The organism is Paenibacillus rubinfantis (genome assembly GCF_001486505.1).
In the GTDB taxonomy this organism is placed as follows: Bacteria; Bacillota; Bacilli; order Paenibacillales; family Paenibacillaceae; genus Fontibacillus; species Fontibacillus rubinfantis.
This window is the reverse complement of sequence record NZ_LN909065.1, coordinates 977,203-1,001,595: the sequence shown is the minus strand read 5'-3', so window position 1 is coordinate 1,001,595 and position 24,393 is coordinate 977,203. Positions and strand designations below refer to the sequence as shown.

Here is a 24,393-nt window from a genome sequence, read left to right as displayed (position 1 = left end):
AAAATAGGTAGATATATACAGGTCTTATTTGGGAGGGAAAATGCGTGCCCGTACATGAGCAATCGATGCAAACTTTGAACGCCGTAAAGAACAACCTGGAGTCGTGTATTTTAGGAAAGTCGTTTGAGATCAAGCTGCTGCTCTCGGCACTGTTGGCCGGCGGCCATGTATTAATCGAAGACGTACCTGGTACAGGCAAAACCCAGCTCGTCAAGGCGCTAGCCAAATCGATGAGCGGCGATTACCGTCGGATTCAATGTAACCCGGATATTCTGCCCAGCGATATTACGGGGGTTTCGGTTTTCCATCCCCATGAAGAACGATTCGTATTCCGGCCAGGTCCGGTGATGACGCATATTTTGCTGGCGGATGAAATCAACCGGGCGACCACGAAAACACAATCGGCCTTGCTGGAGGTCATGGAGGAGCGCAGTGTAACCGCCGACGGCGTAACCTACCCGCTTCCTCATCCTTTTATGCTCTGCGCAACTCAGAACCCGATTGACTTCGAAGGCACCTACCTGCTGCCGGAAGCCCAATTGGACCGCTTTATGATGAAAATCGGGATCGGTTACCCTGATGCAGGTACGGAGAAAGCGATGCTGCGTTCCCATAGCCAAGGACAACCGACCGATCAGTTGGAATCGGTTACAACGATGGAGGAGATCACCGCCATCCAACGCGAGGTTCAACTCGTGCATATCAGCGAACCGCTTGCCGATTATTTGCTGGAGATCGTACGCCGGACACGGGAGCATGAAGATGTGCTGCTGGGGGCGTCGCCGCGCGCTTCGCTGGCTTTTATGGCCGCGGCCAAAGCGTATGCTTTTCTGGAGGAACGGGATTACGTGCTGCCCGACGATATCAAGACGCTGGCACCGTTTGTGTTGGAACACCGGATCCTGCTGCGTCCCGAATCCCGTCTGGGGCACCGGAACGTCGGCGAAGTGCTGCAGCAAATTCTCCGGCAGGTCCATGTACCGGTCGCCGTAGGACGGTAACCGATGCGCGCGCTGGTCGAAGGCGTCAAAATGGGCTTAACCTCCCGCAAGTTCTGGAGAGTTGCGTCCGTCTGGCTGGTCTGCCTGCTCTACGTGTTGTTTCAAGGCGGGAAAACCTCGCTGATGTTGTTTATGATGGTTTCGGTGCTGGGTTTCTATTGGGCGATCGGCGGCCTGGGCGGCGTGAAGCGGATCAGAGGATCCAGAACTTTGTCCCTCTCCGGTGAACGGGGCGCGGTGCTTCAGGCCGGAGATCAGGTAATGGTGAAGCTGCAACTGCAGCTTCCGGCCTTCCTGCCGCTGCCTTATATCGTCGTCCGGGAAACGCTCCGGCGTCATAACGGAGATACCTGGGTGTTCGAGGACAGCGTTGTGCCTTATTTCAGTTCCAGGTCCGAGCTGGTCTATAAAACGCCGCCGCTTGAGCGCGGTAAATACGGATTTACCGGTACGCACTGCAGTGCCGAGGATATTTTTGGCCTGGTGGAGCACACCAGCGCCTTTCACACCGGCGGAGAGTTTCGCATCCTTCCCCGGACGGTGTTTATCCCTCACTGGGAGCTCTACAGCCGCAATTCACGTCTCGCCGGCCCGGAGACGGCCGTGGCGTTGTCCCGGCGGGAATCCACCCAGATCAACGGGGTGCGCGACTACGTGTACGGGGATCGGATCTCCCGGATTCACTGGAGCGCCACTGCGAAAACGGGGACGTGGAAGTCCAAGGAGTTTGAGCATGAATCGCTGCCCAAAATGCTCCTGGTGCTAGACGCTCATACCAGCGGATACCTCCGCTCGGCGCAGTTCGAGTTGGCCGTATCCACGGCCGCTTCGCTGCTGGAATATGGGGCAAGGGAACGCATTAGCATGGGGCTGTGCACCTTAGGCAAAACCCTCCGTTACTTCCCGCCGGCCGAAAGTTATCTGGAGCGGCAGCAAATGCTGCATCAGCTCGTAGATATCAACGCGGACGGGTTCGGCAACTATAAGGATCGCCTGGAAGCGCAGCAGGACCTGTTTCAGCCGGGCGCGTTCTTTATCCTGATCAGCCCATTGGCGGACGATAAGGTGCTCTCGATGCTTAGGTTAGCTAAATCGCGGCAGATGATCCCGTATCATATCCAGATCGGGGATGAGTCCGCGGCGTCGGGCGTGCCGAACGCCTACCGGGCTGGCAAGCGTTCCGCCTGGCAGGGAACCCTGCAGGAGCGGGGACTGCGCGGCGTCTACGTCTCCTCCCTCCGCGAGCTTCCCGCGGCGATGGGGGGTGCGAAGCTATGAAACCGGCGGCCAAACCTCAATATCCGAAGTCTTATCAGACATTGACCCTGCTATGGGTCGTTATTATCGCCATGCAGTGGATTGATTTTACGGAGCCGCTCTGGTTCTCGGTGACGACCACCCTGGTGACCGTGACGATAATCATGATGGCGCTGGTGGAATGGCTGCTTCCGGTGCCGGCGGGGTGGAAATGGACGATCAAAATTTTCGTTCTTCTGACCGTATGGCGTTTTATTCTGACTAGTTACGGAGTTTATGTCCCGTTTGGACCGTTTTTTCCTGATCAGATCCGCGGGATGGCGTTGACCTTTACACCGTATATCTGGTTTTCCCTTATCGCATGGTTGCTGCTCGAAGCGGTATTGCGGCTAGTCGTTACTCGTCCGAGAATTCTGGCGTTTTTGGCGGTTCATCTGGTTGCGTTTGCGATTTTGGACTCTTTTACGCATTATTATTTATGGCAAAACGTAGCCTGGATTGTGTTCGCCGGTCTCGGCTGGTTGGTCAGCGCGCATTTCTATGAATACCGCCGAAAATATCCGCAGGGCTGGCATCGTTTACGGCAGAGCCCGATCAAAATCGCCGTGAATATCGGCATCGTCTTTGCCTGCGTGCTGTTGATCGGGATCAGTATGCCGTCGGTGTCGCCCACGCTGACCGATCCGTACACGGCTTGGATCAAGCGCAGCGGGGGAGGCGGAGGCGGGCCCTCGGCCCTGTCCGGCGTGTTGGGAGAAGGTCCGGCGGCAGTTCAGGAGGAGATCGTCTCCGGCTACAGCCGCGACGACACCACTCTGGGCGATGGGTTCGAATTTAGCTATAGCCCGGTGATGTCGATTGATACGCCGGTAAGGTCCTATTGGCGCGGGGAAACCCGGCGTCTCTACTCCGGCAAAGGATGGGCGGATCTGGAAGAGGAAGGTCGGGATACGGAACGTTATCGCGGCGCACCCAACGAGGATCCGCTTGAGCACGAACAGCCGGGCAAGGTAGAAACGATGCGGGTGGAGCAAACGGTCACGATGAATACCGATAAGGAATACCCCGTGCTGTTCGGCGGTTACGCCATCGAAAGCGCCGAATTGCTGGACGACCGGCAGCAACCGGATATGCGTTGGGCCGGCAAACAAGCGGAACTGTTCTGGAACGGCTACCGCAATCCCGGCGATTTGCCGGATTATCCTAGGAAGTATAAGGTGGTTGCCAATATTCCGCTGATCCCGCTTGAGAAGCTGGAGCAGGCGAGTTATGAAACAATATATTCGGAGGGCGCGCCGGAGGAGTATTTGCAGCTGCCGAATAATCTGCCGCAGCGGGTGAAAGACCTAGCCGAGGAGATTACTGCGGAGGGCGAAACGCCTTATGCCAAAATGGATTTGCTGCAGCAATACCTCCGGCAGAATTATGAATATACGAACAAACCGGATTTAACCCGGAAGCGCAGTGACGATTTTGTCGATAGTTTCCTATTTGAAATCCGGCAGGGATACTGCGATTATTATTCGACGGCGATGGTCGTTATGGCCCGTTCGCTGGGGGTTCCCGCGCGGTGGGTTAAAGGCTACGCCCCCGGCAGTCAGCCGAGCGACGAGATGATGATGCGCAGTCCGGAGCTGGGTCGGGCGTACAATGTGAGCAACGCCGATGCCCATTCCTGGGCGGAGTTGTATTTCGGCGATTACGGCTGGATTCCGTTTGAGGCAACGCCGGGCTTCGTATCGCCGATCATGGAGGCGCCGGAAGAGAGCGATGAGGCTTTCGCGATGGATACGGATACCAATACAGAGGTTGCCGCCGCCGAAGAAAGCTTCTTCTCGAAGCTGGATCCGGTGGTGATGCAGCGGATTTTCGTATCCGCCGTCAGCGTGTTATTGCTTTGGACCTTATACCAGCTGCGTTCGGAGCTGTATTTCCTCTGGCTCCGGCTGCGATTGGGCCGGCCGCTGACGCCGGGAGAGAAGACGATTTATGAAACGCTGCGTCTGGTAAGGCGGCTGCGCCGAAAAGGTCTAGCCCGCAGTGACCAGGAGACGCTGCGGGAAGCGTTCGGGCGGTGGAAGCGCGAGCGGCCGCAGCTCGCGGAGGTATTGGATCCGCTGCTGCTCTTGTATGAACAAGCGAGCTATGGCCGGAGCCCGGCCGCGTCGGATTGGCGTGCGGCGCGGGAAATGACGCGTAAAGCGGTTAAACTGGCCGGCGGAAATGGGCTGCGGCAAGCGTTGCCGGTTGGCGGGAAACGATTCCTCGATCGGTGATCCCCCGGGGGGCCGCTGTTCGGAACCTGATGTGGGTTCATCCGGCGGGAATCTGCAATTCGGACTTGTTGGCTTCCTCAACGCCCCCGCGCTTGCGCGGGAGGCGTTTTCTTTTTTAAAATAGAAGCATGTCGGGGGAAGAATATGGTATAGTTTGTCGTATGAAACCGAGGTGAACGTATTTGTTTGAGAAGTTTATGCCGAATTTACGCGTGGACAGCGTATTCGATATCGATCTGGAAGGACTCTATGCCCAAGGCTACCGCGGCATCATCACCGACCTGGACAACACCCTGGTTGGAGCCAAAGCGCCGCTCGCCACTCCCGAACTGATCGAATGGTTTGAGAAAGTGAAGAAATGCGGGTTTAAACTTGTGATTGTGTCAAACAATAATTTGGACAGGGTGTCGGTATTCGCAAACCCTTTGAATATTGAGTTTGTGCACGCAGCCAGAAAACCTTCCGGCACGGCTTTTCACCGAGCCATGGAAATGATGGGCCTCGGCCCGCAGGAGACGATCGTTGTTGGCGACCAGATGATGACCGACGTATTTGGCGGGAACCGACAAGGGTTGTACACTGTGCTCGTGCTCCCGATTGCCGTCCAGGACGAAGGGATCGGCACGAAAATGAACCGCGTGATGGAGCGCATCGTGAAGCGGCGGTTGGGCAAGGTAGGATTATGGCTCGAGGAGGAAAAGAAACGATGACGGAAGTACGGAGCGCGGAAGGCGCTCTTCGTTGCAGCGGATGCGGCGTGGCGCTGCAAACGCAAGATTCAAGTAAGCCGGGGTTCGTCCCGGAGCAAGCTTTAACGAAAGAACCGGTGATTTGCCAACGCTGTTTCCGGATCAAGAACTACAATGAATCCTCATCGGTGACGGTGGAGCAGGACGAGTTCCTGCGGCTGCTGTCACAGATCGGCGGCAAGGAAGCGCTGGTGATTCATATTGTGGATCTGTTTGATTTCCAAGGCAGCGTGATTTCCGGATTGCAGCGGTTCGTCGGGAACAACCCGGTGCTGCTGGCGGTAAATAAGACCGACCTGCTGCCGAAGGTGACGAACTGGAACAAGGTGCGGAACTGGGTGCAGAAGGAAGCGAAGGACATGGGGCTGAAGATCGAAGACGTCGTCCTGTGCAGCGCCAAGCAAAACAGCGGCTTCGACCGCTTGCTGGAAGCAGTGGCGGCACGGCGCGGCGATCGCGACGTCTATGTCGTTGGCGCGACCAATGTCGGCAAATCGACGCTGATCAACCGGCTGATTCGCGATTACAGCGATCTGGAGCAGGAGCTGACGGTATCGCGTTACCCGGGGACCACGCTAGATATGGTGCACATCCCGCTGGATGACGGTCGGGCGATCATTGACACGCCGGGGATCATGTATCCGTCGCGATACAGCGAGCTGGTGGCCCCTGCGGATTTAGGCGTGATTATGCCGGACAAAGCGTTGAAGCCGGCGGTGTACCAGCTGAATGAGGGGCAGACGCTCTTTTTTGGCGGCTTTGGCCGGTTTGACTTCATTCAGGGGGAACGCCAGTCGTTCACCTGCTTTGTCAGCGGCCGGGTGCCGATTCACCGCACGAAGCTGGAGCGGGCGGACGAGCTGTTCGCGACGCATGCCGGGGAAATGCTGGCGCCGCCAAGCAAGGAGCATCTCGAAGCCCTGCCCGAATGGACGCGGCACGAGTTCCGCATCCCGAAGGGCAGCCGGAGCGACCTGTTTATTTCCGGTCTCGGCTGGGTTAAGATCAACAACGACTTTGGCGCCGTCGTTGCCGCACACGTGCCAAAAGGCGTGAAGGTGCTGGTTCGGTCATCGTTGATTTAATTGGTGATTGGTGATTGACGCTCCTTAACTTCAATAAGAGTATAAAACAGCGTTATTTTCTACGATATGTGTATTTTAGATAAAATAGCGTTACGATTTCACTCTATTTGGGGAGAAGAGTGTCCGAATGACCGGTTTTCGAGGAATTAAGGTGATTTATTACCGCTATTTTCCCGTGAATAGGTTGATTAGGGGGAATAGCGTTACTTTTTAACCTTATTTTACGGAGGTTGGCACGGAACAAAGCAAAGCGGAGGAGAACCAATGGGAGAGCAAGCGAGTCACGAGAAACGGGAACGGGAAGAGGCACGGGCGACGGAAGGCGCGGGCGCGGGGCAGCAGCCGTTGCTGCTGGGCGTGATCGGCGACCCGATTCAGCATTCCAAATCGCCCGCGATGCATACCGCTGCACTGGAAGCCTGCGGGATCGCCGGGGCCTACTTGCCGTTTCACGTCAAGGGGAACCGGTTGGAGGAAGCGATCCGGGGCATCCGCGCGCTGGGATTCCGGGGCATCAATGTCACGGTTCCGCATAAGGTGGAAGTGATGAGCTGCTTGGACCGGATCGACGAAGGCGCGCGGCTGATCGGGGCGGTGAACACGATCGTCAACGACGAAGGCGTGCTCACCGGTTATAACACCGACGGCATCGGGTATATCCGATCGCTGAAGGAGGAGGCGGCTCCCGAGCTGAAAGGCAAGCGCGTGCTGGTGTTGGGCTCCGGCGGCGCGGCTCGCGGCATCGTCTACGCGCTGCTGCAGGAGCAGCCAGGCCTCGTAACGATTGCCAATCGTACCGCCGAGAAGGCGCGGGAGCTGGCCGCGGAATGGGCCCATCTCGGCAGCCTGAGCGGCTGCGGGATGGAGGAGCTGGACGCGGTGCTGCCGGGGGTGGACCTCATCATCAACACGACCTCGGTTGGGATGCATCCGCACGTTGGAGATTGCCCGCTGAATGCGCGGCAGATCCCGGAGGGGATCGTCGTCAGCGACCTGATCTATAATCCACTGAAGACGGAGCTGCTGCGGCAGGCCGAGGTTCGGGGATGTACGATCCACAGCGGGCTGGGGATGTTCATCTACCAGGGCGCTTATGCTTTTGAGCGTTGGACCGGCCGGTCCGCTCCGATCGAAGCGATGCGGGCTGCGGTGCTGGCAAGCATGCATCAATAAAGTTGGTTGTCGCATAATTGAATATTAAGGAGTTATGAAAACGATATGTTAACGGGAAAACAAAAGCGTTATCTGCGCAGTATGGCGCATGGGCTGCAGCCGATTTTTCAAGTGGGCAAAGGCGGCACGAACGAGCATATGATTAAACAAATCTCGGAAGCGTTGGAGCGTCGGGAGTTGATCAAAATCTCCGTGCTGAACAATAACCTGGACGATCCGAAGGAGATCGCCGAAGAGTTGGCAGAAGGGGCCGGCGCGGAGCTGGTACAACTCATTGGCCGGACGATTATCTTGTATAAAGAGTCCCGCGAATACAAACAAATCGAACTTCCATAGGTTCGTGGAGGATAGGCAAAATGAAAAAAGTCGGAATTATGGGCGGGGCGTTTGATCCGATTCACCTCGGCCATCTCCTGGCGGCGGAGGCCGCTAGAGAACAATACCATTTGGAAGAGGTTTGGTTCATGCCCTCTCATATCCCTCCGCACAAGCATCAGGCCGGCGTCAGCGGCCAGCAGCGGCTGGAGATGGTGGGGGCGGCGATCGCCAGCCATCCCGCCTTTAAGCCGCTCGACATAGAGCTGCGACGCGGCGGGGTATCCTATACGGTGGATACGATCCGCGAGCTTCGTTCGCAGCATCCCGATCTGGAATTTTATTTTATTATCGGGGCGGACATGGTAAATTATCTTCCCAAATGGGAAGGGATTGAGGATTTGGCCGGGATGCTCTCGTTTATCGGGCTGCAGCGCCCCGGAAGCTTCCTGGAGCTGGACGCGCTACCTCCCTTTATTCAGGAAGCGGTGCAGCTTGCGGAAATGCCGCTCGTCGATATTTCCTCAAGCCTGATCCGAAGCCGCTTATCCGCCGGACGTTCCGTCAGGTATATGGTGCCGGACGCCGTATATGAATATATGACAAGGAGCAGATTGTATGGGCTACAGCCGTGAAGAACTGATCGCCGCCGTTTCGGCGGGGATGCCGGCCAAACGCTGGAAGCATGTCGAAGGCGTGATGGAGAGCGCGGTGATCCTGGCCAAACGGTACGGGGCCGATCCGGTCAAGGCGGATTTGGCCGCCCTGCTGCATGATCTGGCCAAGTTTTGGCCGATTGAGGAGCAGGAGGCAATTATCCGCGATAACGGCCTGAACGCCGAGTTGCTCCGGCATGACAAGCAACTGCTGCACGCCGAGGTAGGGGCTTTTATCTCCCAGCGGGATTATGGCGTGGAGGACGAGGAGGTACTGGATGCGATCCGTTACCATACCTCGGGCCGAGAGGGGATGACCCTGCTGGACAAAATCGTCTGCCTGGCCGATTATATCGAGCCGGGTCGCGAATTCCCGGGCGTGGAGAACATTCGCAAGCTGGCGGAAACGAGTCTGGAGGACGCGCTGGTGGCGGGGTTTGATTCGACGATTTCCTTTTTGCTGGAGAAGGGGAAACCGATCTTCCCGCTGACGGTATTGGCGCGGAACGATTTAATCGTAAATAAGATCAAAAACTAGGGAGGCTGAGTGAATGGCAATAAGTTCGAACGAACTCATGAACATGGCGGTGCAAGCCGCTGACGATAAAAAGGCAATGAACATCGTGGCGCTGGATTTGAAGGGGATTTCCCTGATTGCAGACTATTTCGTGATCTGTCACGGCAACTCGGACACACAGGTGCAGGCGATCGCCACCGAGGTCCGAAAAAGAGCGCATGAAGCCGGCGCGAATGTCCGCGGCATCGAAGGGATGGATTCCGCCCGCTGGGTACTGATGGATTTGGGCGATGTGGTTGTCCATGTGTTCCATCGCGATGAGCGCGAATATTACAATATCGAACGGCTTTGGTCGGATGCCAAAGTAGTGGAGACCGTATGAGTCTGGTCGCGGGAACGATCGTATCTTTACCGATTGATCGTGAGGTATCGCCGTACGGATATTTTCTTAGCGCTGGGGGGCAGGATGTTCTGCTGCATTATTCCGAGCTGACTCGCCAGGTCAAGCCGGGGGAAACGGTAGAGGTGTTCCTGTTCTACGATACGGAAGACCGTCTGGCGGCCACGATGAAAAAGCCGTATCTGACGCTGGGTGAGCTGGCGCTGCTCGAAGTGGCGGACGTGCATCCGCGGCTGGGCTGCTTCCTGGAGATGGGGCTGGGCCGTCAGTTGCTGCTGCCGATCCGCGAACTGCCCGAACTGAAGGAGCTGCACCCCCAGGTTGGCGACCAGGTGTACGTCATCATGGAGCACGACAAGCAAGGACGGCTTAAAGCGAAGCTGGCGGGCGAGCAAGAGCTGGCTCCACAGACCTTCCATGCCCCGGAATCCTGGAAAAACCAATGGCTGGACGCGATCGTCTATAAGCCGCTGCAAATGGGCACGTTTGTTGTCGTTCAGGGCGGTGTGCTGGGATTTGGCGCGATTGGCATGATTCATTCGACCGAGCGGAACCGACTGTTACGGCTGGGCGAGCGGCTACAGGTCCGCGTGGCCCATATCCGCGAGGACGGGCGCGTAAACCTGGCGATGGCCCCGCGGAAGGAAATCGGCATGGGCCAGGACGCGGACAAGATCCTCGCGTATCTGGAGAGCCGGCCGGGCGGCGGGATGCCGTATTCGGACGCAACGCCGCCGGATTTGATCAAGCAGCGGTTTGCCATCAGCAAATCCGCGTTTAAGCGGGCGATCGGCAAATTGATGAAGGAAGGCAAAGTCGTTCAGAAGGAAAACTGGACCTATTTGGTCGAAAAACCGGCCGCCAGCGGGGACGACACGAACCAACCGGAAGCTTAAATAACGGAATAAGCAGCATCCAGACAGAAAGCGGTGACGAGCTAGCCCATGGCATCATATCGGAAATTTGCTTATGTATACGACGAATTGATGGAGGACATGCCTTACCCGGACTGGATCCGGTTTGCCCGCACGGCCTGGGAACGGCACGGGATGCCAAAGACGGTCGTTGACCTCGGCTGCGGAACCGGCAGCATTACGATCCCGCTGGTGAATGCCGGCTTTGAGGTGACGGGCATCGATTTGTCCGCCGACATGCTGGCGGTGGCCCGCCGCAAAATGGAAACCACACCCCAAGGAGCCCGGCTGTTCCGCGAGGGCAGCGTGCGTTGGGTGCAGCAGGATATGACGGAGTGGACCGCCCCTGAGCCGGTTGATGCCGTCATTTCTTTTTGCGATTGCCTGAACTATCTGCTGGAAGAGGACGATATCATCCGGACCTTCCGCCGTACATACGAGGGGTTGAAGCCCGGAGGGACGTTCCTGTTCGACGTGCATCATCCTAACACTTTGATCCGGTACGAGGAGGAGCAGCCGTTCATTTGGGATGAGCCCAGCGTGTCCTATATCTGGACGTGCGAGCGGGATGCGTATCGCAACGAGATCGAACATCATCTGACGATCTTCGCCCGCGAGGAGGAGCAAGGACCCGGTCTGTATCGCCGGTTTGAAGAGACGCATATTCAGCGGGCCTACGACCCGGCTTGGATGAAGAGCGAGCTGCTGCGTTGCGGCTTCCGCGACGTTTCCATCTATGCGGATTTCGAGTGGGTCGAGGCGGTGGAGGATGCGGCCCGGCTCTTTTTTGTGGCGGTGAAGTGAGAGGGTTCCTATCCTTGTGAAGCTGCCGTGGCGGCGACTCATAACGATAATAGATGCGATAGTGCAGTTATTTTGGGGTCATTTTGATGCCTATAACGAATTAAGTGCGTAAGTGCAGTTATTTTTGGTGATGAACGGGTTTTGCCCTTATACTCTCAAAAATAACTGCATTTTTGCAGCAATTCGCGAATTTGAGAACAAATTTGAAGAATTAGCTGTATTTTTGCACTAATTTCTTCATGGAGGCTCGCTGTCTCCCAAAGTTATAATGGGGAACTAGAGACGAATGGAAAGAGGGGAAACGCATGAAGAAGCAATGCACGGTATTGTTCCAAGGGGATTCGATTACGGACGGGAGACGGGACCGCGGTACGGATTTGAATCATGTTCTGGGTCACAGCTATGCCTATATTATCGCGGCGAAGCTAGGTCACGAATTTGCGGAGCTGCAGCCGACCTTCATTAATCGAGGGGTCAGCGGCGACCGGGTGTCCGATCTATACGCCAGATGGAATGAGGATGCGATCAGCCTGAAGCCGGACGTGATCAGTCTGCTGGTTGGCGTGAACGATGCATGGCGGCAAATGAGCGGTGAACCTAGCGGGGCGACGGACCGTTTCGAGCGGGCGTACCGTCATTTGCTGGAGGAGACGAAGGAAGTTTTGCCGAACACCAAGCTGGTGTTATGCGAACCGTTTATCCTGAACACCGGAGCTACGGCGGAAAAATGGACCGAGTGGAAGCGTCTCGTGGGCCGGTACCAGGATACCGTACGCCAATTGGCTGAGGAGTTTGGTGCGGTGCTTGTGCCTTTGCAGGACGCTTTTGATGCGGCGACCCAAAAAGCGGATGCCGCTTACTGGATCTGGGACGGCGTCCATCCGACGGCAGCGGGCCACGATTTGATCGCCCAACGCTGGCTGGAGGTCGTGGAGCGCAGCGGATTGTGGGACTAAAGCGAACATAACAAAAGGGTTTAAAGCGGAGGGATTCCGTTTTAAACCCTTTTTATTTGGATCGGAATATTTCCTTCAGGACACGGTAAGCACGTGCTTGTTCTTCCGCGGGCTGCTCCTGCAGCAGCTGTACGATTTGCCAAATCCACGTCTGGTCCCGGAGCTCGTCGTATCCTGGATTGCGAAATAGTGCATATACGCTGATCTGCAGCGCATCCGCGATTTTATGCAGCGTTTCGAGCTGCACATTTTGCTCTCCGCGCTCCAACCGCCCGATATAGGAACCATAGGTTTCCGTAGATTCAGCCAGTTGTTCCTGTGTTAGCCCTTTGAGCTTACGATAGTATCTGACGTTCTTCCCGACTTGCTTAGCTACTTCCATAGAAGCCACCTCTCGTAATAAGTTTAGTCCAAGCCGAGGGGTGAACTGCAGAGTGTTATAAGTTGCATATTCGTTAAAAAAGAATTTACAAGTTCTATATTGCATATTATTGACAAGAGTAGACTGGTATATTAGATTTGAAATAGCAATATTACCCATTAACTGGCGAAGATTCCTATTCCATGGTGATGTGACGGGGAACGAGAGGAAATGAAGGGTTGTAAGGAGTGGTTGTCGGATGAATCAAACCACCACGATTTTAGCGGAAATAAGCGACTTCATGCACCGGGAAAGCCTGAATATTAGCCAATTGAGCAGACTGGCGGGTTTAAACTCCGGTACGGTAAGTTCAATGATCAACGGAAGGAAGGTGATGAGCGTTGAGCAATTGGATCGGTTGACGGCGCTGATGGGGCTTGCCGAAGGATTCTTTTATGAGGAGTATGTAAGAGACTATTTGACAGAGGCTTCCCCCAACTGGCGGCGAATCAAACCTTTCCTTTACCGCTGCGCCGATCTCGGCAAGCTGGGTTGCATTCAACAAACCGTAGATTTCTTGATGGACAATTTAATGTATTCCAGCCCGTTGTTTGAGGTGGCGGAGGACTTCTTTCGGAGGAACAAGCGTGATGCAGCCGCACTCCTGTATGAAGTGATCGCTGAGAGCGAGCAGAAGCAACATTCGGAACGGTTGGCGGTTTGCCAATACCGGTTGTTTATGATCCGTCAAGGAACGGATCAAGAGCAGAATTATCAGGCGGCCATTCGGTTCGAGCCCTTTGTGGAGCGGTTGGATGAGGTGGAGCAGTTGGATGCGCTTAAAGATTTGGCTAATACATATCGTGCCTTGAACCGCTGGGATAAAGTGGAGAAGATTGTTGAGAGGCTCGAGCATAAAGCCAAGTTAATATATTTTTCTGATAGAAGGGTAAAGTCAACCTTTAATAAACCCAATAGACCTTTATTTTTTTATCTAGCTTATTCCTACCTTCTTCGAGGAAATATTTCCGAGTTACAAGGGAATTACGAAGAGGCGTTACGTTATATCGAATGTTATGGGGACTTAAGCTGGGTGAAAGAAAACGATCAGGAAACAAGATATTGGATGAAATTATTTATAGAGTGGGCTGATGCAAATTCTCTCTTAACAAAATTATCTTCTGGAGATTTAAGCGTATTTCCAGAGTTTGTGACCAAAATTGAGTCGAATAAGGATGATATAATCCCTTCATTGCTAAATGTTATGGAGAATGCTAATCGGTTCAATATCGAAGTTGATGAGATCTTAGAGCGTTACAAAATGGAAATTGATCTATTAAGCAAACAGCCTGTACCATTGGGATTGTACACGGAGCAGACGATTTCTGATTGTATTTCCCGACTTTTCATCGAATTAGCAATCTATTATTTGTGTAAAAGAAAATATGAAATCGGATTTACATATATCATCCAAAGTTTGAAAATATCTTCAAGTATTAACAATAAAGCATGTATAATTAGATGTGTAGGACTCTTTGAACACTATAGGGATTACGCATCATCGGATATATTATTGGCCTACAAAACTATTATTAATGAGGTGTATGAGAATGAGAAGAAAGTGGACGATATTGCTCATCTTAAGTAGTCTCCTATTGTTAAATGAACATTTATACAATTTCTTTATTCACATTGGTGCAGGTTAATCAAATTTGATATGTTAAAGGCTAGCTTATACAGGCTAGCTTTTTTTTGTGAATAAATATTTGCTTAATAACTTTGCTTTTTCTAAATATAGACATTATCCCCTAAAATGTTATTTGTATAGTTGTTTTTGTAAGAATGAGGGGGATATCCTTGAAACACCGTACCACAATTATTATGGCGATGGAAGAATACATGGAAGATCATAAGCTAAGCCTTACTCAAATGGCAAAGCTTTTGGATTTGAATCCAGGAACGGTCAGTTCTATCCTAAGTGGTAATCGCCCTCTAGCAGTTGAACAACTGGAGCGGCTTACTGCTGTAATGGGGCACCCTGAAGGGTATTTTTATCAGGCCTATATTAGTGAATATATACACGAAAAGGATCCGGATTGGCGCAGGGTAAGGCCGTTGCTTCTAAAATGTGCCGAATTGAACAAGCTTTCTCACATTCGTGAGATTGTCGGTCTGCTACTAGACAATCCATTGTATGCTCATCTTCTATTTGAGTTAGCTGAAGAACTGTATGAGGAGGGGAAAACTGAAGCGGCAGCGATCTTATACGAAAATGTAGCGTTGACCGAACGTAAACAGCATTCCGAACGGCTTGCGCTCTGCCAATACCGTTTATTCCTTATTGGTCAGGGTACGGACCAGGATAAAAATTACCAGGCCGCGATTCAGTTTGAGCCCTTTGTCGAACGTTTGGATGAGGCAAGTCAACTGGATGCGCTAAAGGACTTAGCGAATGCTTACCGTGCGTTATATCGCTGGGATAAAGTAGAGAACATTGTTCGAAGAATGGAACACAAAGCTAGAATCTATTACTTTTCAGAAAATAATATAGCAATGCTTCCCAAAAAGCCAAAAAGACCTTTATTTTTCTATTTGGCTTATTCCTATTTGCTTCTTGGGAATATATATGACTTACGAGGAGAATATAAAGAAGCACTGCGGTTCATCCAACTCTATAGTGATCTAAGTTGGGTAAAGGAAACCGATTCGGATACATTACATTGGAAGAATTTATTCCAAGAGTGGGCGTATGCAAATGCTCTTGTAACCAGACTTTCCTCCGGGGATGCCACAGTGCTACATGAGTATATCGACTACTTTGAAAGTAGAAAAGAAGATAAAGTCATCATGTTATGCAATATAGTTGAAAATGCAAATAAATTTGGTTTCGATATTGATGACTGCTTGCAACGATTGGACATGATGATTCAGGCATTGGAGCATCAACCGTTAGCGCTGGGGATGTACACCGAACAAATCATCCTTGATCGCATTTCACGTCTGTTCCTTGAACTAGCGACCTACTATCTGCGTCAAGCAAGGTACTCAGAGGGGTTCAGCTATTTTATCAAGAGCTTGAAGCAATCCAATCAATTGAATAATACGCATCGCGGATTAATTATCAAATACGTGGAATTATTCGAACGCTACAGGGGATTTGCTTCGGCTCATGTTATTGATACTTATCAGGAATTCATCAGCAAAATGAAACAAAATGATCTATTAGCCTAAATAGTTACTCCTTGACTCTCGGTTTCCTCCTCTATTCTGCAAAAATTAAATAGTTATTGTGCCGATAATTCAGTATAATTCTCTTATGAGCCTATAGAACGAACCCTTCAGAGAGGATTATCGACCTAATGAATGTAGCAGCAACTAAACCAGTAAAGACGAATCGACGTTCCAAGTCGTCTCCGCCGCCTGTACGGATTTTCTCGTTGGGCGGGATCGGGGAGATCGGCAAAAATATGTACGGCATCGAATTTCGAGATGAGATTATTCTGATTGACGCTGGTCTGAAATTCCCGGACTCCCGTTTGACCGGAATTGATTGCATCATCCCGGATATTCGTTATTTGATTGATAACAAGCATAAAATGAAAGGCTTGTTCCTCACGCATGGTCACGAGGATCATATCGGCGCCATTCCGTACGTGCTGCGCCAGCTCCAGCTGCCGATATACGGCGGCCCGCTGACCATCGGGCTGGTTAAAGCCAAATTGGAGGAGCATCGTCTGCTCGGCCAGGCGGAGCTTCACGTGTTCCATGAGAACGACCGGTATGCGTTTAAGCATCTGGCCGTTCATTTCTTCCGGACCACCCATAGTATTCCCGATGCCTTTGGTATCGTGGTCGACACCCCTTACGGATCGATTGTGCACACAGGGGACTTCAAATTCGATTTCACCCCGGAGGACCGTCCGGCGGATCTGTTCAAAATGGCCAGCGTTGGCGGCGACGGAGTATTGGCGTTGCTCGCCGACAGCACAAACAGTGAGAAGGAAGGCTTCACCCCTTCCGAGCGCCGGGTTGGCGATGCGATTCTGGAGTCGTTCCGCGGCTGCCAGGGGCGGATCCTGTTCGCCACCTTTGCCTCCAACGTGCATCGGCTGCAGCAGGTCGTAGAAGCAGCGACCCTCGTGAACCGCAAAATCGCCGTTATCGGCCGCAGCATGGAGAAAGTGTTCGCCATCGGCCAGGATCTGGGCTACATCCGTGTTCCGGAAGGAATGCTGATCGATGTAAAGCATATTGACCGTTATCCGGAGGAACAAGTGCTTATCGTCTGCACAGGCAGCCAAGGTGAGCCTAACGCGGCGCTCAGCCGGATTGCGTCGGGGGCCCACCGAAATGTCCAGGTCTATCCGGGCGATACGGTTATCTATTCGTCTTCGCCGATCCCTGGCAACGCGCAGAACATTAACCGCAGTATCGACCTGCTGCTCCGGGCAGGCGCTAACGTGATTTACGGATCGATCTTCGACATTCATACGTCCGGGCACGGTTGCCGGGAGGACCTGAAGCTGATGCTCAGCTTTATCCGTCCGAAATATTTCATCCCGATCCACGGCGAATATCGGATGCTGTTGAATCACCGGGATTTAGCGCTGCAAACGGGCATTCCCGAAGATCGCGTGTTCGTCATGAACATCGGGGATACGTTATCGGTGTACCGAAACCGAGCGAAACGCGGGCGTACGATACCTTCCGGGCAGGTGCTGATCAGCAACGGGGAGATGCGCCCTACCCATGAAGACGCGCTGCTGGTTGAACGGATGGAGCTGGCTCAGGAGGGCATCGTTATCGTCGTGATGACGGTCGACCGCAAAACGCGGCAAATCCTAGCTGGACCGGATATCGTCTCGCGCGGCTTCGTCTATATGCAGGATGCCAGGCCGCTGCTGCGCCGGGCCGAAGCGATGCTGAAGCGGAGCTTGAACCGGCTAGGCGAGAAGGAATCTTACGATCAGAACGCTTGGCTGCGAGCGACACAGCAGCAACTGCGGCGGTATTTTGCCAAAGAAGTCGGACGAACTCCGCACATCATGCCGTCTATTCTGGAAGTCTAGCAACTGGAAGGGAGCTTCCCGGGAAATGGGGAGGCTCCTCTTTTTAGTGCGCCACGCATGGCGCGTAGCTAGGCGGTGAAAGTCCGCTATGGGGGCTGGCAGTTGCCAACCATTAGCCAAGAGCAAGGGTGTCCATCGTGAGGTGGAATCTGAAGGAAGCTGGAGGCAAAGTCCCGGCCTGAGGAACACGAATCGCATCAGGCATCCAAAGTGGGATGAGTCTGCTAAACAAGACGAAATCCAATAAACTGCACGGACACGCGGATGTAAATGCGGCGGGTATACGGGATGAAAGTTACGCGTCTTACCGTGGGAGGTCTCATGGACGTGAGGAGATGAATTTCAAATCATGGTTGAAACAAGATTTATCATGAGAAGTCAGCAGACGCCATAGTACCTCGGTTAGTCGACAACTTGAGGGAAGGGCTGAACCTAAGGAGGTGTGGGTTAATGAATGGTACCGAAACAGGAGTCAAGTGCAGCCAACTTCGAAGAGAAGGCTCGACGCAAAACGTACATGCGGAACATGGAGAATATGCGGGAGCGCACAGTCCTGAGCGGATACCTGAAACCGACAGCACCGACGCAACCGAGTCGAAGGACGAGTTGCTTGAGAAAATCGTTAGCAGAGACAACATGAACGAAGCGTTCAAGCGGGTCAAAACTAACAAAGGATCTCACGGAATCGACGGGATGGGAGTAGATGAACTTCTACAATATCTCCGAGAGAACGGAGAAACCATCAAGGAATCCATTCTGGACGGAACCTACCGTCCGAATCCTGTTCGAAGGGTAGAAATCCCGAAAGAGAACGGAAAGAAGAGAAACCTGGGAATTCCTACGGTTGTTGACCGAGTTATCCAACAGGCGATCGCTCAAGTGCTTACCCCGATCTACGAAAAACAGTTTTCGGAGAACAGTTTCGGATTCCGACCCAAGAGAAGCGCACATAACGCTATTCAGAGAAGCCAATCAAACATCGAAGAAGGGTACAAATACGTGGTCGATATGGACTTGGAGAAATTCTTTGACACCGTTAACCAAAGCAAATTGGTGGAAGTCTTATCCCGAACCATTAAAGACGGGCGGGTCATCTCGCTCATCCACAAGTACCTGAAAGCCGGCGTTGTCGTGAAGCACCGCTTCGAGGATACGGAAATCGGCGTACCGCAAGGGGGCAATCTGAGTCCAATTCTCAGCAACATTATGCTGAACGAACTGGACAAGGAACTGGAAAGCCGCGGGCACCGCTTCGTGCGCTATGCGGACGATCTCCTGATCTTCAGCAAAAGCAAAAGGAGCGCGGAACGGACACTGGAGAACATTCTTCCCTTCATTGAAAAGAAGTTGTTTCTCAAAGTGAACCGGGAAAAGACAGTGGTGGACGAGGCGTGGAAGGTTAAATTTCTTGGGTTCTCCTTCTACAAAAGGAAAGGAGAGACACGAGTCCGCATTCATCCGAAATCCGCTGCCAAGATGAAAGCCAAAGTAAAGGAGCTCACGTCCAGAAGCAACGGGATGGGAAATGAAGAACGAGCCGAAAAGCTTAGACGCTACATCATGGGGTGGATCAACTACTACAAAATAGCGGATATGAAAAGTATGCTCCAATCCACGGATGAATGGATGAGAAGGCGGATTCGCATGATCTTCTGGAAGCAGTGGAAACGAGTGAGGACGAAATTCGAGAAACTGCAATCGCTCGGAATCCAAGGACAAAAAGCATGGGAATACGCAAACACGAGAAAGGGCTACTGGAGAATCTCCAATAGCTCCGTCCTCTCGAAGTCCCTCGGAAATAACACCCTCAAGGGCTTAGGATTTCTCTTCTTCTCGGATTATTATCGACAAGTAACTGCGAAAACTTAGGAACCGCCGTATACCGAACGGTACGTACGGTGGTGTGGGAGGTCGGCTACTCAATTAATGGGTAGCCTCCTACCCGATTTTGACCCCGTGTTCGTATTTCCGTATAATGTGTAAAAATATAGGAGATTCCGAGGGAGGGAGATCGTATGACGAATGAACCCACGATTCGTTCCGTGATCAGTCGCCAGCTGGAAAGGAAAGGGTATTCCTTGCACAGTTTTTCCCACCGTTCGGGGATTAATCGGGGAACGCTCAGCGCCATTCTTAACGGAAATCCCCCTAAACCGATCTCGATCGGGCAGTTGGACTTAATCACCGATGCGCTCGAACAGCCGATCGGGCGGTATTATCCTTTATACATTGAGGAGTGTATCGATTCCGGGCATCCAAACCGGCGGAGGCTAAAGTCATTTTTGCTGCGCTGTGCGGAGATCGACGAATTGGCTTGCATTGAACAGGTGTTGTCCCGTCTTGCTGAAGACTTGTCTTATCTCCCGACGATCTTTGCGATTGGCGAGGAACTCTATGAAGCGGGAAAGCGCGAAGCGGCGAGGCTCTTCTATCAATCGGTATGCGAATACGAGAAATATCAGCATTCGGAGCGGTTGGCGATCAGCCAATACCGACTGTTCCGGATGAACCTAGGCGATGATGCGGAGCTCAACCTGCGATCGGCAACTTGGTTTGAGCCTTACCGCAACCGGCTTCCCGAGGATCTTCAGCTCGATGGACTGCTGCAATTAGCGAACACCTATTACACGTTGCAAAAGTGGACCTATGTCGAGAGATTTGCCGAGGAGCTGCAAACGCTAGCCCGGCAGATGTATGAATTATGCCGTAAATCATCGAGCCCCCATCCATATCACGAGCTGCGTTGTGAGCGCCATCTGGTGGTCTATTATGGCCAGGGCTTTTTGTTAAAAAGCTCGGCTTTGGAGCATCAGGGCAAATATGAGGAAGCGTTAGCGTGTGTGGCGGGATACGAGGATTTAAGCTGGTTTGAAGGCCTGGATGAGACCGGCTTAAAAGAAGTCGAGAAGTTTAAAGTTTGGGCCAGAGCGAATCGCTACAACCTGGAGATTTTGAATGGAAATGCAGCGATCCTTCCGGAGTATCTTAACCTGCTTAAAGAGCATCCCTATGAAGTTCTTCCCAGCTTGAGGATTATTGTCGAAGCCGCCAATCTCAACGGTTTTCTGATCGATGACGTATTAAAAGAGTTTCCGGTGAATACGGATTTATATAGCCTGTTTCCCAATCACTATGTTTCCACGGTAAATAAGGACCGGTTCTTGGATCTAAACTATCAGCTGGCGATTTATCTGCTGCGAAAACAGGAGATGGAGGAAGGCTTGGAGAAATTGATCTATGCGCTCAAATATGCCGTTTCTCTCAATCATAAGGAATTCTTCATGAAAATGGTTCCGCTATTTGAGCAGCATCGTAACTTTGCATCGCAAGAGCAGCTGCAGGAGTACGAATCCTTGATGGGGGAGGTGTTGAAAGGTGCGGAAGTGGGTAGTGGCGTTCGTCCTGGTCATTAGTTTAGGCACAGGAGTCTTCGGCAGCATCGGTCATGGGGGCCAAATGACAGCTTATGAGAACGGGGTAGGGGGTTAAGGAGAGAAGGTAACCCTTGGATAACCTAGCGACTCCAATACACAGCCGATCGTACAGGGAAAGATTCCGGTGCGCATCGGCTTTCTTAATCTCCCATATTCTTCATAGTCATCTTTAACGGATCATGAGATAATAAAGGCAAGGATTTATGATGATTATCCAGAAAAAGGTGGAGCGACAGATGAATATTCCCGATTCAACCCGGCAAGGAAGTCCCGAAGTCGTAACCTTCGGGGAAAGTATGGCCCTGCTGATTGCGGAAGGGGGCAAAGGACTCGAATATGCAAGCGCTCTCTCGCCATCGTTTGGCGGTGCGGAATCGAATGTAGCGATCGGATTGGCCCGGTTGGGACAAACCTCCGGATGGTGCGGCCGCTTGGGAGATGATCCGTTTGGCCGGCGCGTGCTGAAGGCGATCCGCGGTGAAGGCGTTGACGTGTCTCGGGCGAAATTGACGGATGAAGCGCCTACCGGCATGATGGTGCGGGAGAACGTGGCGGGCAAAAGCTCGGTTTACTACTACCGCAAGCTGTCCGCAGCTAGTATGATGCGTCCGGAGCATCTGGACGAGTCGTACATTGCCGGAGCCAAGGTACTGCATCTTACCGGGATTACACCGGCACTCAGCGCCTCTTGCGTGGAAACGGCCCATGCGGCAGTGGATATCGCCAAGCGGCACGGGGTGAAGGTGAGCTTTGATCCCAACCTGCGTTTGAAGCTGTGGAGCATCGAGGACGCGCGCAAGATCCTGCTGCCGCTGGCGATAAAAGCGGATTATTTCCTGCCGGGGCTCGATGAATTAAAGCTGTTATACGAGACCGATTCGGTGGATACGATCTTCGGCAAGCTGAAGGAGTTGTCCGCCATCAGTATCATCAAAGGCGGGGACGATTGCACCTACGTGCTGGAGCAAGGACAACTGACCTCTGTCCCGTATTTTAAAGTGGAGCATGTAATCGATACGGTGGGAGCGGGCGACGGGTTTTGCGCCGGATTTCTGGCGGGCGTCATACGCGGATACAGCATGGTCGAGGCGGTTCGCTTAGGCAATCTTGTTGGGGCTCAAGTTATTCAAGCCGTAGGCGATTGGGAAGGGTTGCCGAGCGCTGCGGAGATTGAACGTTTGCTGTCCGGCAAAGGGCATGTGGAACGGTAGAAAGAGTTAATTTTATGTTCTTCAGGAGTTTTTTTGTGCATTTATGTTAACGTGATCATCCTTAGGGTGGAAAACAGTTGGGAAAACGAAAAAACCGCTGGAGCAGGGCTCCGGCGGTTTTCCCTGTTTAGGGGGAGAATCCATCCTGACTGAGAAACACTTGGTGTTCGGGGAAAACCCGCAGCAAACGCTCATACACCACTTTGTAAGCTCCCGGCGTATACCAGGATTCGAGTCCAAGCTGTTCATATATCGAGCGCATACCCAGCTTAGCCGTGCGAGCGCCTCTGCTTCCGTCGCCCATAAAGTAATCGTCCAGGCAAACGCGGTTGGCCCAAGGAAGCAGCTTGGCCGGGAATTGCTCGCTGCTGGGAAGCACCGGCGCGATGGTCGCCTGGACCGGGACGCCGGCCTCCGCCAGGAGCCGTCCAGCACGCAGGCGTGCCGCAATCGGTGGAGCGTGGGGCGTAAAGGCCCGGCGGATTTCCTCCCGGTCCGTCTCGAGGGTTAAGCTGACGCGAACCCGATCCTTCAATGGCAGCAGCAGGTCGATATCCCGGGTGACGAGGGGGCTGCGAGTTTGCACCAGCAGAAAGTCGGGCGGATCGCTTCCCATCACTTCCAGCAAAGACCGGGTGATCTGCTCCTTATACTCAGCGGGCTGATACGGATCGGTGCTGGACGACATAAAGATCGTCACCGGTCCTTTGGTTTTGGCTTTGCGCAGTTCCTTGCGGAGAAGCTCTGCTGCCTGTTGCTTGATGTCCACCCAAGTTCCCCATTCCTGCTTGCGGAACAAAGCAACCGGCAGCTGACGCACATAACAATACGAACAGGCAAAGGCGCACCCGGCATAAGGATTAAGCGAGTGGGAATAAGGGGACAGGAAGCCAGTCCCCTTATTAAGCAGTGTCTTAGGCGTAGTATAAGCGGTAGTCGTCGGAGGCCGGTCGTTTGGGTTCACCGTCCGCCTCCGGCCAAAGCGGCTTGCTCCAGCTCAAGCAACCGGGTCTTCATCTCCAAACCGCCGCGGTAGCCGGTGAGCGTCCCGTTCTTGCCGATCACGCGATGGCATGGAATGGTGATCAGCAGCGGATTCGCCCCAATCGCTGTACCGACGGCACGGACGGCAGACGGCTTGCGGATCGTTACGGCAATGTCGGAGTATGAACAGGTCTGCCCGAAAGGAATTGAGCGCAACGCTTGCCACACCGCCTGCTGGAACGGAGTCCCTTGCAGGTCCATAGGAAGGGTGAAGCGCTGGAGCTCGCCGCGCAGATAGGCCGCCAGCTCGGCGGCATAAGGAGCCAGCCGGCGGTCATCCTGCGATAACGGGCTGCCAGGGAACTTGCGGCTCGCCCACGCAGTCAGTTCATCAACCGAACCGTCAAACGAGCCAACAAATGCCAAGCCATTGTCGGTAGCGGCGAGATACAAGCTCCAGGTTGGTTCAGAGAGCCGGGACCAATACAAGGATAGGGGCTGGGTAGTTGACATGGAGCAAACACCTCCGGATGAAATGGGATAACGGTCTGTCAAGGGCAGACTTAGATTTGCCCATCCGTTTGTTTTTTGCGATATTCGTTCGGCGTGAGGCCGGTGATTTTCTTGAACAGGGTAATCAAATAGGCGGAGCTGCCGATGCCCACATCCCCGGCGATGTCGGCGACGGTCCGCTGCGATTCGGCCAATGCGCGTTTCGCCTCTTCGATGCGACGCCGCCCCAGATATTCCGTAGGGGTTATCTGCATGACCCGTTTAAACGTTCGCTGCAGATGGTATGGGCTGCCGTGGCACCCTTCGGCCAACATCTCCAGGGTCATCTTATCCCGGTAGTGACGATCGATATAATTTGCGATCTGCTCGGCCCACTCCCGGTCCGGCAGGCGTTGTCCCTCCGGCCTGCACCGTTTGCAGGGACGAAAACCGGCGGCTCTGGCTTGCTCGGCATTGGCGAAGACTCGGACGTTCTCCCGCTTGGGCGGCCTTGATTTGCAGGAGGGGCGACAGAAAATGCCCGTGCTGACCACCGCATAGAAGAAACGGCCGTCCTGCGTTGCCTCGTTGGCGAGGATCGCTTGCCACTGGCCTTCGTTTGGGGTTTGATCGGTTGGGTACTCGGAACCGGTGGTCATGGCTTCACCTCCAGCCTTAGTATACCTTGCCCTTGATATTGATGCCACGGGAAGCGAAAGGAAAAGCAAGATAACGAAAT

The 24,393-nt window shown here is 53.2% G+C and carries 23 protein-coding genes; 19 read left to right on the top strand and 4 right to left on the bottom strand.

Annotated features, from left to right (window positions below; genetic code table 11):
• The first annotated feature begins 44 nt into the window (after positions 1 to 44).
• From BN3277_RS16170 to BN3277_RS16110, 13 genes are all read left to right on the top strand, one after another.
• Positions 45 to 1,001 carry an AAA family ATPase gene (locus BN3277_RS16170; protein WP_059044325.1) on the top strand — a complete coding sequence of 319 codons (957 nt, stop codon included), beginning with the start codon at positions 45 to 47 and terminating at the stop codon, positions 999 to 1,001.
• 3 nt (positions 1,002 to 1,004) lie between these two features.
• Positions 1,005 to 2,279: a DUF58 domain-containing protein gene (locus tag BN3277_RS16165; protein ID WP_059044323.1), complete on the top strand. Its 1,275-nt coding sequence runs from the start codon at positions 1,005 to 1,007 to the stop codon at positions 2,277 to 2,279.
• A complete protein-coding gene (locus BN3277_RS16160) occupies positions 2,276 to 4,534 on the top strand; it encodes a DUF4129 domain-containing transglutaminase family protein (RefSeq protein WP_059044321.1) in 2,259 nt (752 codons plus the stop codon). Before BN3277_RS16165 ends, BN3277_RS16160 begins: the two co-directional genes overlap by 4 nt.
• A gap of 182 nt (positions 4,535 to 4,716) precedes the next feature.
• Complete coding sequence (locus BN3277_RS16155; protein WP_059044319.1) at positions 4,717 to 5,244, top strand: YqeG family HAD IIIA-type phosphatase; 528 nt, start codon at positions 4,717 to 4,719, stop codon at positions 5,242 to 5,244.
• Complete coding sequence (gene yqeH, locus BN3277_RS16150) at positions 5,241 to 6,368, top strand: ribosome biogenesis GTPase YqeH (protein ID WP_059044317.1); 1,128 nt, start codon at positions 5,241 to 5,243, stop codon at positions 6,366 to 6,368. The genes BN3277_RS16155 and yqeH overlap by 4 nt, the downstream gene beginning before the upstream one ends.
• Before the next feature lie 264 nt (positions 6,369 to 6,632).
• The gene (gene aroE / locus BN3277_RS16145) at positions 6,633 to 7,541 is read left to right on the top strand and encodes a shikimate dehydrogenase (RefSeq protein WP_082691478.1); all 909 of its coding nucleotides are present in this window, start codon (positions 6,633 to 6,635) and stop codon (positions 7,539 to 7,541) included.
• A gap of 45 nt (positions 7,542 to 7,586) precedes the next feature.
• Positions 7,587 to 7,877 carry a ribosome assembly RNA-binding protein YhbY gene (gene yhbY, locus BN3277_RS16140; protein ID WP_059044315.1) on the top strand — a complete coding sequence of 97 codons (291 nt, stop codon included), beginning with the start codon at positions 7,587 to 7,589 and terminating at the stop codon, positions 7,875 to 7,877.
• 20 nt (positions 7,878 to 7,897) lie between these two features.
• Positions 7,898 to 8,491: a nicotinate-nucleotide adenylyltransferase gene (locus tag BN3277_RS16135; RefSeq protein WP_059044313.1), complete on the top strand. Its 594-nt coding sequence runs from the start codon at positions 7,898 to 7,900 to the stop codon at positions 8,489 to 8,491.
• Positions 8,475 to 9,050 carry a bis(5'-nucleosyl)-tetraphosphatase (symmetrical) YqeK gene (gene yqeK, locus BN3277_RS16130; protein WP_059044311.1) on the top strand — a complete coding sequence of 192 codons (576 nt, stop codon included), beginning with the start codon at positions 8,475 to 8,477 and terminating at the stop codon, positions 9,048 to 9,050. The genes BN3277_RS16135 and yqeK overlap by 17 nt, the downstream gene beginning before the upstream one ends.
• A gap of 13 nt (positions 9,051 to 9,063) precedes the next feature.
• Positions 9,064 to 9,411 (top strand): ribosome silencing factor, encoded by a 348-nt coding sequence (rsfS, locus tag BN3277_RS16125; RefSeq protein WP_059044309.1) that lies wholly within the window; start codon positions 9,064 to 9,066, stop codon positions 9,409 to 9,411.
• Entirely contained in the window at positions 9,408 to 10,325 is a 918-nt protein-coding gene (locus tag BN3277_RS16120) for a CvfB family protein (RefSeq protein WP_059044308.1), read from the top strand. The genes rsfS and BN3277_RS16120 overlap by 4 nt, the downstream gene beginning before the upstream one ends.
• Positions 10,326 to 10,373: 48 nt before the next feature.
• Positions 10,374 to 11,147, top strand: a complete 774-nt coding sequence (locus tag BN3277_RS16115) for a class I SAM-dependent DNA methyltransferase (RefSeq protein WP_059044306.1) — start codon at positions 10,374 to 10,376, stop codon at positions 11,145 to 11,147.
• Positions 11,148 to 11,452: 305 nt separating this feature from the next.
• Positions 11,453 to 12,103, top strand: coding sequence for an SGNH/GDSL hydrolase family protein (locus BN3277_RS16110; protein WP_059044304.1), 651 nt, complete (start codon positions 11,453 to 11,455; stop codon positions 12,101 to 12,103).
• A 52-nt stretch (positions 12,104 to 12,155) separates the two neighbouring features.
• Here the strand turns inward: BN3277_RS16110 and BN3277_RS16105 are convergent, their stop codons facing one another.
• Positions 12,156 to 12,485: a helix-turn-helix domain-containing protein gene (locus tag BN3277_RS16105; protein WP_059044301.1), complete on the bottom strand. Its 330-nt coding sequence runs from the start codon at positions 12,483 to 12,485 to the stop codon at positions 12,156 to 12,158.
• Positions 12,486 to 12,723: 238 nt separating this feature from the next.
• Here BN3277_RS16105 and BN3277_RS16100 point away from each other — a divergent pair, with 238 nt between their 5' ends.
• The 6 genes from BN3277_RS16100 to BN3277_RS16075 all read left to right on the top strand — a co-directional run bounded on the left by BN3277_RS16100 (position 12,724) and on the right by BN3277_RS16075 (position 22,178).
• Positions 12,724 to 14,112, top strand: coding sequence for a helix-turn-helix domain-containing protein (locus tag BN3277_RS16100; RefSeq protein WP_059044299.1), 1,389 nt, complete (start codon positions 12,724 to 12,726; stop codon positions 14,110 to 14,112).
• Positions 14,113 to 14,321: 209 nt separating this feature from the next.
• Positions 14,322 to 15,695 carry a helix-turn-helix domain-containing protein gene (locus BN3277_RS16095; RefSeq protein ID WP_059044297.1) on the top strand — a complete coding sequence of 458 codons (1,374 nt, stop codon included), beginning with the start codon at positions 14,322 to 14,324 and terminating at the stop codon, positions 15,693 to 15,695.
• A gap of 128 nt (positions 15,696 to 15,823) precedes the next feature.
• Positions 15,824 to 17,533: a ribonuclease J1 gene (gene rnjA / locus BN3277_RS16090; protein ID WP_059044295.1), complete on the top strand. Its 1,710-nt coding sequence runs from the start codon at positions 15,824 to 15,826 to the stop codon at positions 17,531 to 17,533.
• 450 nt (positions 17,534 to 17,983) lie between these two features.
• Positions 17,984 to 19,402, top strand: coding sequence for a group II intron reverse transcriptase/maturase (gene ltrA / locus BN3277_RS16085; protein ID WP_059041238.1), 1,419 nt, complete (start codon positions 17,984 to 17,986; stop codon positions 19,400 to 19,402).
• A gap of 146 nt (positions 19,403 to 19,548) precedes the next feature.
• Positions 19,549 to 20,946, top strand: coding sequence for a helix-turn-helix domain-containing protein (locus BN3277_RS16080; RefSeq protein WP_059044294.1), 1,398 nt, complete (start codon positions 19,549 to 19,551; stop codon positions 20,944 to 20,946).
• A 257-nt stretch (positions 20,947 to 21,203) separates the two neighbouring features.
• Positions 21,204 to 22,178 (top strand): sugar kinase, encoded by a 975-nt coding sequence (locus BN3277_RS16075; RefSeq protein ID WP_059044293.1) that lies wholly within the window; start codon positions 21,204 to 21,206, stop codon positions 22,176 to 22,178.
• Positions 22,179 to 22,305: 127 nt separating this feature from the next.
• On the opposite strand, the gene BN3277_RS16070 is transcribed toward BN3277_RS16075, so the two are convergent.
• From BN3277_RS16070 to BN3277_RS16060, 3 genes are read right to left on the bottom strand one after another with little or no spacing between them, the layout of a single operon-like run.
• On the bottom strand, positions 22,306 to 23,142 hold the full coding sequence (locus BN3277_RS16070; RefSeq protein ID WP_059044291.1) for an SPL family radical SAM protein: 837 nt from the start codon (positions 23,140 to 23,142) through the stop codon (positions 22,306 to 22,308).
• Complete coding sequence (locus tag BN3277_RS16065) at positions 23,139 to 23,675, bottom strand: methylated-DNA--[protein]-cysteine S-methyltransferase (protein WP_059044289.1); 537 nt, start codon at positions 23,673 to 23,675, stop codon at positions 23,139 to 23,141. Before BN3277_RS16065 ends, BN3277_RS16070 begins: the two co-directional genes overlap by 4 nt.
• A 50-nt stretch (positions 23,676 to 23,725) precedes the next feature.
• The gene (locus tag BN3277_RS16060) at positions 23,726 to 24,313 is read right to left on the bottom strand and encodes a bifunctional transcriptional activator/DNA repair enzyme AdaA (protein ID WP_059044286.1); all 588 of its coding nucleotides are present in this window, start codon (positions 24,311 to 24,313) and stop codon (positions 23,726 to 23,728) included.
• Positions 24,314 to 24,393 lie beyond the last annotated feature (80 nt).